The sequence below is a fragment of the Rhizobium sp. C1 genome, assembly GCF_021026335.1.
Classification (GTDB): domain Bacteria; phylum Pseudomonadota; class Alphaproteobacteria; order Rhizobiales; family Rhizobiaceae; genus Ensifer_A.
Map to the genome: position 1 here is coordinate 1 of NZ_JAJNCY010000008.1, position 15,804 is coordinate 15,804.

Consider the following 15,804-nt stretch of genomic DNA (forward strand, 5'->3'; position numbering starts at 1 on the left):
GCGCCTAGAAACACCCAAAGCCAACCCAAACGACCAAAAACCCGGCCAAAACAGAGGCCGGGCTCGATAAGGCACGTCTAACAATCTCCCAGCCGCGAAGACATCGCATTATGCAACGGTCCCACAAGGGGGGAGACGACTCGTGGTGAGCGCCTGCCCCACGGCGGCGGCGGAGGAGAAGAAACACTCAGTTTCGACGCGTGGGCACCCGGAAGCACGACAGTCACTCCCCCTCCCCCTTGTGGGGAGGGTTGGGGAGGGGTCTTCGCCTAACGCTCAGTTGCTTCAGAAAGGGAGGCCGCTCTCTTCCGTCATGCCGGACTTGATCCGGCATCCAGTCAGCCCGCGTCTGCGGGCTGGAAAGACTCCCAAAAAGAGTCCTCTTGCGCGATAGACATCGCGCAGCTGGATCCCGGCTCAAGGCCGGGATGATGGAGGAAGTTGCGGTTCGCCTCAAGCCGCCTTCGCCGCCTTCGTGACCGCCCGCCGAATACCGGCGCTCTCCAGCATCGGCAGCACGGTGTCGCGGAAATAGGGGAACTCCTCGGCATAATCGACGAAGGAGAGCGTCGTGCCGTTGAAGCCGGCCTTGTGGAGCGCGATCAGCCCTTCGGCCACCTGTTCCGGCGTGCCGACCAGCGGGAAGCCGCCATGGCCTGCAGCCATGCGGTCGCGGATCAGCGCCAGCAGATCATGCGGGAAGGAATGCGCGTGCGCAAACTGCAGCCGCACGAGATTGTCGACCGCCGCCCAGTCGGCATTGTCCTGGCCGAAATGCTGGAGATAGTCCTTCGCTTCCTTCTCCGTCGGGCGGCAGACGACATGGCTGAAGGTGAGCACGCCGACCTTGCTGCCGACATCGCGGGCCTGCTGCTTCAGGGCCGCAATCTCCTCGCCGGAGCGGGAAAGATCGATCGCCGGCGTGAAGAGGAAATCGGCATTCTTGACCGCGAAGGCCCTGCCCTCGCCGGAGCCGGCGGCATTGAGGATCGGAACTTTCCGTGACGGGCGCGGGTCGCCGAGAATGCCCTTGAGCTTGAAGAAGGCGCCGTCCCAGTCGAAGGTCTCTGTGCAGCTCCACAGCGCCTTGATCACGTCGAACCATTCCTGCGCATAGGCATAGCGTTCTTCATGGCCGGCGGGCAGGTCGAGGCCCAGCGCCTTGTATTCCGGCTCGTTCCAGCCGGCGACGATATTGAGGCCGATGCGGCCGCGGCTGATCTGGTCGATGGTGGCGATCTGCTTGGCGACGACCGCCGGATGGTTGGCCGCCGTGTGGATGGTGGCAAACACGTTGATGTTTTGCGTGCTGGCGAGAAGTCCCGCCGCCCAGGTCATGGTTTCCAGCACGCCGCCATGGAAATTCGTCTCGCCGCCATAGCCGATCCAGCGGGCGATCGGCAGCATGAAGTCGATGCCGGCATCGTCGAGCAGGCGGGCGAGCTTGAGATTGTTGTCCCAGGAATTGACCCAGCGTTCGGGCACTTTGGTGACGGACATGCCGCCGGAGCAGTTGGACGCGAAGGTTCCGAGCACGAATTGGCCTTCAGCGAACATCGAGTTCTCTGTCATAGTAGTTCCCCAGAAGTTTTGTTAGAATTTACGATAGAAAATTTATTTGAAGTCTGAACTTTGTCAACGGCGGAAGTTCGCAAATCGCTATTTTTCAGCGCTGGCCGCACCGGGCTTGGAGCGGGGGCGCAAGCGCGGTTAATGTCGGGGACGAGTCGGAGTGAGGTGCGGGACATGCAGGACAAGAACGGTAACGCCGGCAAGGGCGCCGATGCGAAGAAGGATAGCGGCCTCGACCGCCACTGGCATCTGGCGCGCACGCCTGTCGAGATGGATGTCGCCGAGTTGGAATATGCGCTGATGCGCGCCTTCGAGGCCTTCGGCCGCTGGCAGACGGAATGCCTCTCCACCGTTCTCGACCTCACCGCGAGCGGTCCGGAAAACGCCATGCTGCACATCATCCGCATGAACGATCGGCCGAAGACGCTGAAGGACATCGCCCGGCTCTCCAACCGCGAGGACATTCCCAATATGCAATACAGCCTGCGCAAGCTGATCGGCGCCGGCCTCGTGGAGCGCACCGGCAGCGGCCGCTCCGGCGTCACCTACACCGTCACGCCAGCCGGCCGCGATATCACCGACCGCTATGCCGACATCCGCGCGGCTCTTCTCGTCAAGGCCGTGCAATCGGTGCCGAACCTCGGCAAGCGGCTTCAGGATGCGGCGGAAACGCTGGATCTGCTGACGGGCATTTACGAACAGGTGGCAAGGACGGCGGCAACGCATCGGCGGCTGCCCCGGTGACGATCTCGGGCCGGGCATGCCTGATTGCAACATAAAGTTACCCTTGATTCGAATTGCAACCTTAAAGAGTGAATGTTAACGTCTACCCGGATGCGGCGTGTCTTGCCATCAACGCAGCTGGGGGAACCAATAGATGCACAAGGTTATCGATAGTCCGTGGCAGATCGGGCAATATGCTGCCGAGCTGAAGGCCGCCGGGGTGGATACGGTCATCCGCTATTACAACCATCAGAACTCCACCAAACTGCCGCAGAAATGCATCGAGAAGGCGGAATATGATGCCATTCTGCAAGGCGGCCTTTCGCTGGCGGTGGTGTTCGAACAGCGCGCCGGTGCACCCAACAACGACCATGATACGGCGCATATCGAAGATCTCAGCGCCCAGACGGGGAAAAGGGACGCTGAAAGGGCCCTGGCCCTCGCAAAGCAGCTCGGCCAGCCGGTCGGCTCGGCGATCTATTTCGCCGTGGACTTCGACTTTACACATCACGATGAGATCGCGTCGATCCTCGACTATTTCGAGGTCGTCTCCGAAGCCTTGAAAGGGACCTATCGGGTCGGCGCATACGGCTCCGGGATGATTTGCAAAGCCGTCCGCGACGCCGGCCACGCAGACCTTATATGGCTGGCTGCGGGAAGCGGATGGTCCGGCTCCAGAGACATGCTGAAAACCGATCAATGGGCGCTCTATCAGCTGCCCAACGCCATGTCCTACAAGGGCGTGGGCTATGATGGCAATTTCGTCGGGGCGAAATGGACCGATTTCGGTCAGTTTCGCGCCGCCGCGGCGCAGGGCGGCACGCTGGAAATGGGCGCGAGCTCCCGCCTTCTCGCTGCCGTTTCCAAACACACCGAACTCGCCGAAATCCGCACCACCGGTGCGCTGAACCTGCGCGGGGGACCGGGCACGAATTTCCCGATCCTGAAAGTGCTGGCCAAGGGCGCGCCGGTGGTCGTTCTGGAACGCGCCGACGGCTGGGCCAAGGTGGATGTGAATGGCGACGGCGGGTTCGACGGCTATGTCAGCGCCAACTATCTGACGGTACTGTCGGGCGGGTTCCCCATCGTATCGGCCATGGGCAAGACGCCCTATGAGGTGGCGAAGGCGGAACTGGCACAGGGCGTCGCCGAGGTGCCCGGGCCGGGCGACAATCCCCGCATTGTCCTGTATCACCGCTCAACCGACCACACTGACGGCACCGCCGATTCCGTGGCGTGGTGCTCTTCCTTCGTCAATTACTGTGTTGAACAGGCCGGCATGGAAGGCACAGACAGCCAGAGCGCCAGAAGCTGGGAAAACTGGGGGCAGGACGTGACCAGAACCCCGCAGGAAGGCGACATCGCGGTCTTCGCCCGTGGGCCGCTCCCGGAGGGACACGGGCATGTCGGGTTCTTCGTCGAGGATCAGGGAACGCAGATCAAGCTTCTCGGCGGCAACCAGGGCGACAGGGTCTGCTACAGTAGCTACCCAAAGGGCGGAATGGTGGGGACCACACCCTACCAGCTTCTCAGCATCCGCCGGGGGTGACGGCTCCCGAGCCGCCGTCGCCGCCCCAATCCGCCCGAAGTTCTCCCAAGGCGTCCATGGCCGGGCCCGTCCCGGCCATCTGCCTGCGCCGGATTCCTGCAGCAAGGTCGTTTGCCTGGCCCCGCCAGCAGATCCTCGGGCGTGACAACATTTCAGAGCATGACGAAGAGTGAGAAGCGGGTTTGACTCGGCTTCCCGCCCCTCCCCAACCTTATCTTTCATCCCACATCGACATTGCGACCCGGCTTCAACGGGTGTATTCGCCCCTTATCCTTTGAAGTCGCCCAGAAAGAACACCGCATGCTGTTGCAGCAGGGGCAAGCCCGTGATGAACGCGTCGATCTCAACCTCGCGGTGACGCTGGCCGGAACGGCAGGTGCGCTCAATGCGGCGGCGTTCTATTCGGTGGGCTTCTTTTCCGCCAACATGACCGGCAATGTCTCGACGCTGTCGGATCATCTCGCAATAGGCCAGTGGCAGTCCGCGCTCTTCTATTTCAGCATCGTCTTCGCGTTTATCTTCGGCGCCGGTGTTTCGACGCTGCTCATCAATACCGGGCGGCGGCGTCAGGTGCATGGCATCTATGCCTATAGCGTCCTGACGGAAGCCGTTCTGCTGGCATTGCTCGGATGCGCCGATCTCTGGCTGCTGGAGGCGTGGCGCACGCCGGTTGTCGTGCTGGGCCTCGCCTTTCTCATGGGCCTGCAGAATGCGGTGGTGACGCGGATTTCGGATGCGCGTGTGCGCACCACGCATGTGTCCGGCATGGCGACCGATATCGGCATCGAACTCGGCATCGCCTTCGACATCCTGCGCGGGCGCGACCGCGAGACCGATGCGGCGCATAACCGCTCGAAGCTGCGCCTGCATCTTTATACGATTGCCGCCTTTCTCGCGGGCGGCGTTCTCGGTGTCGTCATCTATCAGGCCATCGCCGGCTGGCTGTTCATGGTCGCTGCCGGCCTGCTGTTCGCGATTTCATTGACCGGCATTTCACGGTCGCGGCGCATCGCTGGCCGCAAGGGATCATCTGGCTTCGCAAGCGACTCCGCAGACTGAGACAACAAAAAAGGCCGCGTCGAAACGCGGCCAAGGGTTCGCCTTTGAACTGGGAGGTATCCGTCAGGCGGCAAGACGCGTGAGATAGGCGTCCGCCTCTTCGGGAACTGCGAACCAGGGGAAGAAATCGCGCGGGTCGTTGAAGCCGTTGGCGATGCGCTTGGCGAGGTCCGGATAGGCCTGGGCCGAGCCCATGATGTTCAGCACATGCGGCGGCGGCGGCGCGAGAAGCGCATTGGTCCAGCCGACGACGAACTGGGCATAGGCCCAATAGCCTTCGAAGGTCGCGACCATGAAGGCCTCGTCATAGGCGCGGTCACCATGGGCGAGGATCGCGTCCATATAGGCCTTGGCGCATTTGGAAGCGTTGTTGGAGCCCTGGCCGGTGATCGGATCGTTGAGGCAGACGGCGTCCGCCATGCCGAGAACAATGGCGCCGGAGGGCAGGCGGCCAACGGGCTTGCGCACCGTGGGCGGAAACGCGCCGGCGAGAATGCCGTTATCGTCGGTCAGCTCGATATTCTTGCAGCGCTCGGCTTCCCAGGGCGTGAAGGTTTCCAGCACCCATTTCGACTTCGCCAGATGCTCTTCGGGCGACTTGACGTCCTTCCAGCAGTCCATCGGGCCGCCCGGAATGCCTTCGAACACCATGATGTCGCAGGGGCCTGTGGTCGTGAGTGCCGGGAAGGTGAAATATTCGCCGACCGTGGGGATGAGGTTGAAATTGACGGCCGAATGGTCGGGGCGCTTTTCCATGCCCTTCACATAGGTCAGCGCCAGGGCGCGCTGCGGCTTGTCGAAGGGCGAGCGGGAGGCGTCGCGCTCGAACATCTTCGCAATATCACCCTTGCCGGCGGCAACGATCACCAGATCGCTCTGCTTGGCATAGGTTTCGAGGTCTTCGATGCCGGCGTCGTGGATGACCATTTCGCCGCCCTGGCGCACGAATTCCTTCATCCAGTGCGGGATCTTGACGCGCTGATCGACGCTCTGCGCGACCTTGTCCAGCTTGCCGTTCCAGTCGATGGCCTTGGCGCCGTTGCCTTCCGGCGAGGGAACCGTGAAGCTGATCGAGTCGACCGTCGGGCATTCGGCTTCCCAGAAGTTGATGCCGAGATCGCGCTCGTTCTGCAGAGCCTGATCGAACATGCACTGGCTGGACATGACCTTGCCCTTGGCGATGTCTTCGCCCGTGCGGTTCTGCACGATGCGCACTTCATGGCCGGCCTTGAGAAGGCCGATGCCGAGTTGCAGGCCGGACTGGCCGCCGCCCACGATGGTGAAATGTCTGGATTTGGTCATGTCATTCCCCTTTCTTTGGTTTGTTCAAGTGATGAGGTTCAGTCCATCAGGCGCGGGATGGCCGGAACGTTGGTTTCCGGGCCCATGGCCGTGTAGCCGCCGTCGACGCGGATATCCGTGCCGGTGATGAAGCTGGCATTGTCGGAAAGCAGGAAGGCGATCGCCTCGCCCACTTCGCTCGGGCTGCCGGTGCGGCCGAGCAGATGGAAATCCTTGGCGACCGCGTCGGCCTTGGCGCGCGTATCATGCGTCAGTTCCTGCATGATGTTCGACCATGTCCAGCCCGGTGACACGGCATTGACGCGGATGCCATCGGGCGCGAGATCCATCGCCTGGTTGCGCGTCAGCTGCAGGATCGCGGCCTTGGAGACGGGATAGACCCAGCGACCGGTCTGCGCGACGCGCGCCGAAATAGAGCCGAAATTGACGATGGCGCCCTTGTTGGCGGCCAGATGCGGGCGCGCGGCCTGCATCAGCATGACGGAGCCGACAATGTTGACATCCAGCGCCTTCAGCCAGTCGCCGCGCGTCGTCTCGGCGCCATTGTCGAGATAGGTGCAGGCGACGTTGACGAGGAAATCGAGGCGGCCGGTCTTCTCGACCGTGGCCTTCACCAGGGCTGCGATGTCGTCATCGTTGGTGATGTCGGTAGCGATGAAATGCGTGTTGCCGCCAACCTTGGCGGCGGCTTTCTCGCCGGCCTCCTTGTTGATGTCGGCGATCACGACCGTCACGCCGTAATTTTTCAGCACCTCGGCGATGCCCTGCCCGATCAGCGTCGCGCCGCCAGAAATGATCGCAGTTTTCCCGTTCAGTCCATTCATGATGGCTTCCCCTTGTCGTTCTAACGATGCTTTTTTGTGATGTTGCTCAGGCCGCGGCGGAGGCCGACGCTGCCGCGAGACGCGCCGTCAAAAACGCCCCGTCGCCATAGATCAGCGGCGGCGTTTCGCCGTCGGCGCAGCGAGTCGAGATGACCTCGCCGATGAGGATCATATGGGTGCCGAATTCGTGGATCTCGGCGAGCTTGCAATCGAAGGAGACGGAAGCATCCGCCAGAACCGGCGCGCCGGTGCCGTCATCGATCCACTCGCCCACGGCGAAGCGGTCTTCGCGGGCATGGCCGGTGCGTCCGGCAAAAGTCTCGGCGACCGGGCGCTGATCCTCGGCCAGAACGTTGACGGCGAAGACGCCGCGATGTTCGACGACGGCGGCAATGGAGGTCGAGCGGTTGACGCAGGCAATCAGCGACGGCGGCTCGGTGGAGAGCGAACAGACGGCGGTCGCCGTAATCCCGCAGCGACGCCCTTCGGCGTCCAGCGAGGTGATGATGGTGACACCGCCTGCAAGACGGCGCATTCCGGCACGGAAGAGATCGCTACCCATTGTCATGTTCCCGTTTTTAGCCGAATGGATTTTCCATTCATTTTATGTTTAAACTAATCATGAACCGGATTTGACAATCGGCAATCCAATTTGCGCAGGGTGTTGTCCAAATCCGGCAGGTGTGGTTTGATTTGAGCTCGTGACGGGGAAACCGCCGATGTTCGATGCGCAGGAAAAGCCTCTTCAGCATCACGGTCTGGTCGACACCCGCGCCGTGGACGAGGCGCGTGACGCCATCGGCCGCATCTTCTGCCCGCACTTCCTCGATGTCCGCGACCGCTCGGCCGAAGGCTTTCACGCCGTCCACAACGCGGTGGAGCAGCCCGGCTATTCGGTGAATTTCGTCGCCTACGGCGCGGAGGTGGAGATCGACCCGGGCGAACTCTCCGATTTCTTCCTGCTGCAATTACCCGTCCAAGGTGCCGCACATGTGCGCAGCGGCACCGCGACTGTCGATGTCGCCGCAGGCCACCGCGCCTCGATCCTCTCGCCGACGCTCGCCTCGCGGATGGTCTGGAAGCAGGATTGCGAAAAGCTGATCGTGCTGATGCGCCGCCGCATGGTGGAGGATTTCTTCGAGACGATGACGCATCGCCCGCGCGCGGCGATCGAGTTTACACCCGCAATCGACCTCACCGCCCCCGTCGGCCGCAGCCTCATGGCGCATGCGCGCATGATGGTCGAGGCGGCGGAAGGCGGGTCTGGCCTGCCGGATGCGTACCGCGCCATGCTGCGCGACGGCCTGATCTCGCTGCTGCTGAACGGCCTCGGCAACAACGTCTCCGGCGCCCTTAGTCTCCCTGCCGCCGATGCCGGCTCCGCCGCCGTGCGCAAGGCGGAAGAATTCATCCGCGCACGCGCGAGCGACAACATCTCCATGGCCGACATCGCCAGCGCCGCCGGCATTCCGCTGCGGACGCTGCAGGACGCCTACCGCAAGGCGCTCGGCCGCACGCTGCTGGATGGCGTCCAGCAGGCACGGCTGGAGAGCTTGCGCCATGCGCTGCTGAAGCCGACGCCGACGCTGAATGTGGCGGACGCGGTTCTGGCCTCAGGCTTCGGGCATCTGGGGCGGGCGGCGGCGGCTTATCGCGAGGTCTATGGGGAAAGCCCGTCGGAGACGTTGCGGCGGGTGCGGGGGCGGTGAGCCTTCATGGGCGCAGTTATTGTTCGCGCAGCGAATGCTTAGGTTGTTTCAGGCGGGTGACAGCCCCTCGGTTCCGTCATCCCGGACCTGATCCGGGATCCAGTGCGCGATGTCCATCGCGCGGGAGACACTTCATGTCCCGGCACGGCATAAGAGACTCCTTTCAGCTCGCAGACGCGAGCTGGCTGGATGCCGGATCAAGTCCGGCATGACGGAGAGAAGGTAAGCCCCTTCTGCGCCAAACAATCTCCGTCCGTATCTTGCAACCGCATGCAACCTCATGCACAACCATAGCATGAAAGGCTACGTTTACATCCTCGCCTCGAAACGCAACGGAACGCTCTACACCGGCGTCACCAGCGATCTGCCGCGACGACTTTACGAACATCAGAACAATCTCACGCCGGGTTTCACCTCGACCTATGGGGTGAAGACATTGGTGTGGTTCGAGGAGTTCGATCTCGTTACGGATGCGATAACTCGCGAGAAGGCGATCAAGAACTGGCCGCGCAAGTGGAAGCTGGAGTTGATTGAAGCGATGAACCCGGATTGGGACGATATCGCGCATTATTTGTTATTGTTGAGAGTTTGCTGCCTCGCAGGCGTCTTGGTCAGCTCAGGCAAAGTCGCATCCTTGTAGGCCGTTCCCGCAGGCGAAATGGTGAATGTTTCGGAGGCGCTCCCCCCACCCACCGTCATCCCGGACTTGATCCGGGATCCAGCCAGCCCGCGTCTGCGGGCTGAAAGGACTTATTTCGAGGATGCGGCGTAAAAAGAGTCTCCCGCGCGATAGACATCGCGCACTGGATCCCGGATCAAGTCCGGGATGACGGAGGTTGAGGTAGGCTCTTCGTCAAACAATGAGCGTGTGTGGGGAAGGAGCCCATCATAGAATGTAATGACGCAATCGCAACCTCACACCCCCGGCTTCTCCGGATGCCACAACAACACCTCACTCGTCGCCTCATACGCCATCCCCTTCGGATAGCTGATCGCCTCGAACTGCAGGCCCCAGGGCGCCTGAAAGTACAAAATCGACTGCCCCGCGATCGGGCCGTCCTCGATCGGCAGCGGCCCCAGCCGCGTTTCCACGCCCATCTCGTCCAGATAGGCCTTCGCCGCCGCGATGTCGCGGACGTAGAAGGCGATGTGGAAGGCGCCGATGTCGCTGTTTTTCTGCTTGAGGTCGCGCTGGTCGGGGGCGGAATATTCGAAGAGTTCGAGGTTCGAGCCGTTGCCGCAGCGGATCATGGCGACGCGTTCGATGCGGGCGCGCGGATGGACGCCGAGCGCGTCGGTCATGAAGCTGCCCTCCGGGTCGCCGATCGGTCCGAAGGTGAGCACATGGGTGCAGCCCAGCACGCAGTCGAAGAAGTCGATCGCCTCGTCGAGGTTCGGCACGGTGAGGCCGGTATGGTCGTGGCCGACGAGGCCGGGCAGGCCCTTTTGAACGGTCATGGAAGTTTCTCCCCTCAGGCAGCGTTTTCGAGTGACGGCGCCGGCCGCGTCAGCCAGCCGTCATCGATTTCGGGCAGCGGAATGGCGTCGAGCAGCAGGCGCGTGTAGTGCGATTGCGGAGCGTCGAAGACGGTTTCGCACGGCCCCTCCTCCACCACCTCGCCGAAGCGCATGACGGTGACGCGGTCGCAGACGGCGCGGATGACGGAGAGGTCGTGGCTGATAAAGGCCATGGCGAGACCCATTTCCTGCGACAGCGCCTTCAGGATGTTGAGCACCTGCGCCTGGGTGGAGACGTCGAGACCGGAGACGACCTCGTCGGCGAGCACGAAATCCGGCTTCATCAGTACGGCGCGCGCGATCCCGATGCGCTGGCGCTGGCCGCCGGAAAGCTCGTGCGGGGCGCGGTCGAGTGTTACGGGCGGCAGCGAGACGCGGTCGAGAATGGCGCGCACCTGCCGCTCGGCATCGCGCCGGTCGGTCGCAAGCCCGTGCAGGATGAGCGGTTCGGTGAGGATCTGCCGGATCGAGTGGCGCGGGTTGAGCGAGGCCATCGGGTCCTGGAAGATCATCTGCATACGCCGGCGCAAGGGGCGCATGGCGTCAGCTGAGAGGTTCGTGATGTCCTGCCCGTCGAAGCGGATCGCGCCGCCGGAAACGGGCACGAGCTTCAAGAGAGCCCGCCCGAGAGTCGTCTTGCCCGAGCCGGATTCCCCGACAATGCCCACGGTCTCGCCGCGCCGGATCGCGAGATCGACGCCATGCAGCACGCGCACGCCGGGGCGGCCATGGCCGAACAGGCCCTTGCTCTGGCCATAGGTGACTTCGACGCCTCGTGCCTCAAAGAGAAGATCGCTCATTTCACACTCTCCTCTCGGCAATGCCGATTTCGGCGCGCAGCTGACGGAATACGGCCTCCGGCACGGGCTCCAGCCCGGCATTCGGCCGGTCGTAGCGGGGGCCGGCGGCAATCAGCGCGCTGGTATAGATGTGTTTCGGGGCCGTCAGCATGCCGGCGGTGGCGCCGTCCTCGATCACCTTGCCGGCATAAAGCAGCGTCACGCGGTCGCAGATCTTGGCGACCACGCCGAGATCGTGGGTGACGAAGATCACGGCCGTGCCGTGGGCTTCCTGCATGCGGCGGATGAGGCGCAGGATCTCCTTCTGCACCGTCACGTCCAGCGCCGTCGTCGGTTCGTCGGCGACCACCAGCTTCGGGTTCAGCGCGAAGGCTGAGGCGATGAGAATGCGCTGGCGCATCCCGCCGGAGAGCTCGTGCGGATAGGCGGCGAGCACGCGTTCCGGATTGCGGATCTGCACTTCGTCGAGAAGCTGCAGGGCGCGCTCATGCGCCGCAGCCTTGCCCATGCCGAGCTTGAGCCGCAGCCCGTCGGTCAGCTGCGCCTCGATGCGCCGCGCCGGATTGAGCGCCGTCTGCGGGTCCTGCGGGATCAGCGTGATCTCGCGGCCCATGAGGTCGGAGAGTTCGCGGCGCGGCATGGCAAGCAGGTCGCGTCCCTCGAAGCGGATGAAGCCGCCGGTGACTTTCACCGTGGAGGGCAGTATGCCCAGCAGCGCCTTGGCGATGGTGGATTTGCCCGCGCCGGACTCGCCGACGAGACCGCGCACCTCGCCCTTTTCGAGCGTGAGAGACACGTCGCGCAGCACGGGCGCGCCGCCGTCACGGGTGGAAATGGCGCTCAGGCCTTCGATAGCAACAAGGGACTGGGTCATCGGCGCATCACCGGGTCGAGCGCCTTGCGCAGACCGTTGCCCAGCTGGTTGAAGGCGAGAACGGTGGCGAAGAGCGCGATGAGAGGGAAAACGAAGACCCACCATCCCTGATGGATCATCTGGCGGCCTTGGGCGATCATCCCGCCCCAGGTCGGGATATCCGAGGAGAGCGAGAGGCCGACGAAGGACAGGATCGCCTCGACAATGACGGCGATGCCCATTTCGAGGCTGACAACGGCGATGAGGACAGGCGCGACATTGGGCAGGATCTCGCGCCAGAGAATATGGCTGCGGGAAAAGCCGATCGTTTCGGCGGCCATCACGTAATCCAGCCGCGCCTGCGCCATCGTCTCGGCCCGCACGACGCGACAGAAGCGTGTCCAGTCGATGATGACGATGGCGGCGATGACCGAATGGAGCCCCGAGCCGAGCACGGCGACGAGCAGCACCGAGAGCAGTACCGGCGGAAAGGCCATCCAGATATCGACGAGGCGGGAGATGATGCGATCCGCCCAGCCGCCATACCAGCCGGCGGCGAGGCCCATCAGCGTACCGATGACGGCGGAGAGGCTTGCAGCGACAAAGGCGACGGTCAGCGCGATGCGCGAACCGTAAAGCACGCGGGACAGCACGTCGCGGCCGAGATCGTCGGTGCCGAGATAATAGCCCGGCTCCGCGCCGGGTGAGGTGACGGGCGGCATGTTGCCGAGCATCAGGTCCTGCTCCAGCGGGTCCTTCGGCGCGATGTAGGGCGCGAAGATCGCGATCAGCAGGAGCAGGAGGAGGAAGCCGCCGGCGATCACCACCCGCGGTTCACGCAAAAGCGGTTTGATGGTTTTCATCGGAAAGCTCCGGAGGGGGACGGGGGCGTCCGCAGTGGTGGTCACGATCTCAGCCATGGGCCGCACCCCGCGGGTTCAGCCAGCCGGCGATGAGATCGACGAGAATGTTCACGAGAATGAAGATAGCGCCGAAGGTGAGCACGATGCCCTGGATCAGCGGCAGGTCGCGGTTGATGACGGCGTCGATCGCCATGTTGCCGAGGCCCGGATAGGAGAAGATGCGCTCCACGATGACGGTGCCGCCGATCATGAAGGTGAATTGTACGCCGGTCAGCGTCAGCGTCGGGCCAACCGCATTGCGCAGCGCTTCCTGCAGGACGAGGCGGAGCGGCGACATGCCCTTGAGGCGGGCGAGCAGCACGTAATCCTGCACCATGGCCTCGGCGAGCGCCTCTTTCAGCGTCCGCACGACGATGGCCGCGAGCGGCAGGCCGAGCGCCAGCATGGGCATGACCATATGGGCGATCAGATCGCCGAAGGCGGCGAACTTGAAGGTCACCAGGCTTTCGATCAGGTAGAAATCCGTATGAAAATACGTCGAAAGCGTCGGATCGATACGGCCGGACAGCGGAAACACCGGCCAGAACACGCCGAGCAGCAGGACCAGCGCCAGCGCCCAGACGAAATCGGGCACGGCGAGAAACAGGCCGTTGATGAAGTCGAGCGCCGGATCAAGCGTGGTGCGGCGCGCCAATGTGCCGAGCGTGGCGATGACGCCGCCGGCCAGCACGCCGAAGACGAGGGCGGCGAAGGCGAGTTCCAGCGTTGCGGGCAGCCGCTCGCCGATCAGCTCCATGACATCGCGGCGCTGCGAGATCGAGGTCCCGAAATTGCCCTTCAGCACATCCATGAACCAGATGCCGAATTGCTGCGGCAGGCCGAGATCGAGGCCGTAATGGGCGCGCAATGCGGCGATGTCTGCTGGCGTCGCGCTCGGCGAGATCATCATGGCGATCGGATCGCCCGGCACGATGCGCAAGAGACAGAAAACGATGACGGCGACGCCCATCAGCGTCAGCACCGCCATGAAAAGACGATTGAGAAGATCGGAAGCGGTCATCGGAACCTTCCTGTTGCCTTCGAAGTCGTGAGATTGGGAGATCGCGATGGTGCGGTCTCTTTTAGCTTTTTGGGGCGGAGGGAGCCCCCTCATCCACCTGCGAGCAGCGGCTTCGGACGTGGGAACCCCTCATCCGGCGCTTCGCGCCACCTTCTCCCCAGGGGGAGAAGAGGGAGTGTGCCGCAGCCTCTCGGACCTCCTCTCCCCTTGGGGAGAGGGTCGCCGAGCGTCAGCGGAGGCGGGGTGAGGGGGAACCACACGGCAGAACTTGCAACGAAGCCCGCCGCAAAAGCCCCTCATCCGACCCTGCGGGCCACCTTCTCCCCTCCCCCTGTTCAAAAGGGGGGAGAAGGCGAAACCGCACCGCCGAAGCCCTTAAGCTTACGCCTTCGACACCAGCGTCGGCTGCAGCGCGCTCGACACGTTCGGCGTCACCTTCAGCGAGGACTTGAAGACGATGGGCTGCACATATTGCAGGAGCGGGATCACATAGCCCTGCTCGGCAATATACTTGTCGGCGGCCTTCCAGCCGGCGATGCGCTTGGCCTCGTCCTTTTCGCCCCAGAGCGGGCCGATGAGCGCGTCGACATCGTCGGTCTTCCAGGCCGAATGCGGCGACTTGGAGAACATGGCAAAGCCGGTCGAGGTCGTCGGATCGCCGATCGCGTTGCCCCAGTTGTAGAAGGCGGCGGGCGCGAGCTTGTGGCCGGCGCGCAGTTCAAAGTGCTTGGCGATTTCGTAGACTTCGATCTCGGCTTCGATGCCGACCTTGCGCCACATGCCGACGATGGCCTGGATCATCTCGTAATCCTTGGGCTTCAGGCCGCGCGTGGTCTGGATTTTGAACTTGACCGGCTTGTCCTTCGAATAGCCCGAAGCCTTGAGAAGGGCGACGGCCTTGTCGGGATCATAAGGAACCTTGATCGAGGGATCGAAGGCGGCATATTCCGGGGCTTCCAGCGTGTCGATCGGCACGCCATAGCCGCGCAGCAGCTTCTTGACGATGCCGGCCTTGTCGATGGCGTGATGGGCGGCCAGACGCACATTCTTGTCCAGCATCGGCTCGACATTGGTGATGAAGATCATGCCGATATCGGAGATCGGCGAGGAGACCCCGGCAAAGCCCTTCTTGGCCTTGAGGCGGTCGAACTCCTCATAGGGAATTTCAAGCGTCACGTCGGACGAGCCGCTTTCGATTTCGGCGACGCGGCTGGTCGGGTCGGTCACGAACTTGAAGATGACCGTGTCGAAGGCCGGCTTGGCGCCCCAGTAGTTCGGGTTGGCCTTGAGACGCAGGAAGGAATTGCCTTCGTAAGCGTCGAACATGTAGGGGCCCGTGCCGATCGGCTTCTTTTCGAAACCTTCCGCGCCGACCTTTTCATAATAGGCCTTGGGCAGGACATAACCGGTGAGGAAGGCCATCCACTTGAAGATGGTCGGGTCGAAGGCGAGAACGTCGGCCGTGATGCGCTTGCCCTCGACCTTGAAATTGCCGATGCCGGCCCAGACGCCGGCTACCGGGTTGCCGGTCTCGGGCTTGCCGGCGCGGGTCAGCGACCAGACGACGTCTTCGGGCGTGAGGTCCGAGCCGTCATGCCACTTCACGCCTTCGCGCACATCCATATAGACCTTGGTCTTATCGTCGTTCCAGCCCCAGGCCGTCAGCAGGCCGGGCTCGAAGGACAGGTCCGGCTTCTGGCCGATATATTGGTCATAGATGGAGCGATAGATCGCCTGGATCGCCGGGTTCACACCCGACAGGCCGACCGTGCCGTCGAAGGACGGCAGGTTCGAGTTGAAGGCAATTGTCAGAGTATTCGTTTCGGCAGCCTGAACCGGAATTCGGCCGGCGAGAATGCCGGTCAGAACGGTAGCCGCACCCAATCCCAGTACGCCACGACGCGTCAAGTCAGTCATTTTGGACTCCTAAGTTCCCCTTGAACGGATTTCCGGTTTTCCGGATTTTGTGATT

At 63.0% G+C, this 15,804-nt stretch carries 15 protein-coding genes; 5 read left to right on the top strand and 10 right to left on the bottom strand.

Annotated features, from left to right (window positions below):
* Positions 1-453: 453 nt before the first annotated feature.
* Positions 454-1,557: an LLM class flavin-dependent oxidoreductase gene (locus tag LQK83_RS16305; RefSeq protein ID WP_230838457.1), complete on the bottom strand. Its 1,104-nt coding sequence runs from the start codon at positions 1,555-1,557 to the stop codon at positions 454-456.
* Positions 1,558-1,746: 189 nt separating this feature from the next.
* Here LQK83_RS16305 and LQK83_RS16310 point away from each other — a divergent pair, with 189 nt between their 5' ends.
* The 3 genes from LQK83_RS16310 to LQK83_RS16320 all read left to right on the top strand — a co-directional run bounded on the left by LQK83_RS16310 (position 1,747) and on the right by LQK83_RS16320 (position 4,903).
* Complete coding sequence (locus LQK83_RS16310; protein WP_230838458.1) at positions 1,747-2,316, top strand: winged helix DNA-binding protein; 570 nt, start codon at positions 1,747-1,749, stop codon at positions 2,314-2,316.
* Positions 2,317-2,449: 133 nt separating this feature from the next.
* Positions 2,450-3,844, top strand: a complete 1,395-nt coding sequence (locus LQK83_RS16315) for a TIGR02594 family protein (RefSeq protein WP_230838459.1) — start codon at positions 2,450-2,452, stop codon at positions 3,842-3,844.
* A gap of 300 nt (positions 3,845-4,144) precedes the next feature.
* Complete coding sequence (locus LQK83_RS16320; protein ID WP_230838460.1) at positions 4,145-4,903, top strand: YoaK family protein; 759 nt, start codon at positions 4,145-4,147, stop codon at positions 4,901-4,903.
* A gap of 63 nt (positions 4,904-4,966) precedes the next feature.
* Here the strand turns inward: LQK83_RS16320 and LQK83_RS16325 are convergent, their stop codons facing one another.
* From LQK83_RS16325 to LQK83_RS16335, 3 genes are read right to left on the bottom strand one after another with little or no spacing between them, the layout of a single operon-like run.
* Positions 4,967-6,205 (bottom strand): styrene monooxygenase/indole monooxygenase family protein, encoded by a 1,239-nt coding sequence (locus tag LQK83_RS16325; protein WP_230838461.1) that lies wholly within the window; start codon positions 6,203-6,205, stop codon positions 4,967-4,969.
* A gap of 38 nt (positions 6,206-6,243) precedes the next feature.
* A complete protein-coding gene (locus LQK83_RS16330) occupies positions 6,244-7,029 on the bottom strand; it encodes an SDR family oxidoreductase (protein WP_230838462.1) in 786 nt (261 codons plus the stop codon).
* A 46-nt stretch (positions 7,030-7,075) separates the two neighbouring features.
* The gene (locus LQK83_RS16335) at positions 7,076-7,591 is read right to left on the bottom strand and encodes a flavin reductase family protein (protein ID WP_230838463.1); all 516 of its coding nucleotides are present in this window, start codon (positions 7,589-7,591) and stop codon (positions 7,076-7,078) included.
* Between the two features lie 157 nt (positions 7,592-7,748).
* Here LQK83_RS16335 and LQK83_RS16340 point away from each other — a divergent pair, with 157 nt between their 5' ends.
* Together LQK83_RS16340 and LQK83_RS16345 are read left to right on the top strand one after the other, a co-directional pair.
* Complete coding sequence (locus LQK83_RS16340; protein WP_230838464.1) at positions 7,749-8,738, top strand: AraC family transcriptional regulator; 990 nt, start codon at positions 7,749-7,751, stop codon at positions 8,736-8,738.
* Positions 8,739-9,033: 295 nt separating this feature from the next.
* Positions 9,034-9,378 carry a GIY-YIG nuclease family protein gene (locus LQK83_RS16345; RefSeq protein WP_230838465.1) on the top strand — a complete coding sequence of 115 codons (345 nt, stop codon included), beginning with the start codon at positions 9,034-9,036 and terminating at the stop codon, positions 9,376-9,378.
* A 275-nt stretch (positions 9,379-9,653) separates the two neighbouring features.
* Here the strand turns inward: LQK83_RS16345 and LQK83_RS16350 are convergent, their stop codons facing one another.
* From LQK83_RS16350 to LQK83_RS16375, 6 genes are all read right to left on the bottom strand, one after another.
* Positions 9,654-10,196 (bottom strand): VOC family protein, encoded by a 543-nt coding sequence (locus tag LQK83_RS16350; protein ID WP_230838466.1) that lies wholly within the window; start codon positions 10,194-10,196, stop codon positions 9,654-9,656.
* Positions 10,197-10,210: 14 nt separating this feature from the next.
* A complete protein-coding gene (locus tag LQK83_RS16355) occupies positions 10,211-11,056 on the bottom strand; it encodes an ATP-binding cassette domain-containing protein (RefSeq protein WP_230838467.1) in 846 nt (281 codons plus the stop codon).
* A 1-nt stretch (position 11,057) separates the two neighbouring features.
* Positions 11,058-11,930, bottom strand: coding sequence for an ABC transporter ATP-binding protein (locus LQK83_RS16360; protein WP_230838468.1), 873 nt, complete (start codon positions 11,928-11,930; stop codon positions 11,058-11,060).
* Entirely contained in the window at positions 11,927-12,772 is an 846-nt protein-coding gene (locus LQK83_RS16365; RefSeq protein ID WP_230838469.1) for an ABC transporter permease, read from the bottom strand. Before LQK83_RS16365 ends, LQK83_RS16360 begins: the two co-directional genes overlap by 4 nt.
* A gap of 49 nt (positions 12,773-12,821) precedes the next feature.
* Positions 12,822-13,832 carry an ABC transporter permease gene (locus tag LQK83_RS16370; RefSeq protein WP_230838470.1) on the bottom strand — a complete coding sequence of 337 codons (1,011 nt, stop codon included), beginning with the start codon at positions 13,830-13,832 and terminating at the stop codon, positions 12,822-12,824.
* A gap of 381 nt (positions 13,833-14,213) precedes the next feature.
* Positions 14,214-15,749 carry an ABC transporter substrate-binding protein gene (locus LQK83_RS16375; RefSeq protein WP_230838471.1) on the bottom strand — a complete coding sequence of 512 codons (1,536 nt, stop codon included), beginning with the start codon at positions 15,747-15,749 and terminating at the stop codon, positions 14,214-14,216.
* Positions 15,750-15,804: the final 55 nt, after the last annotated feature.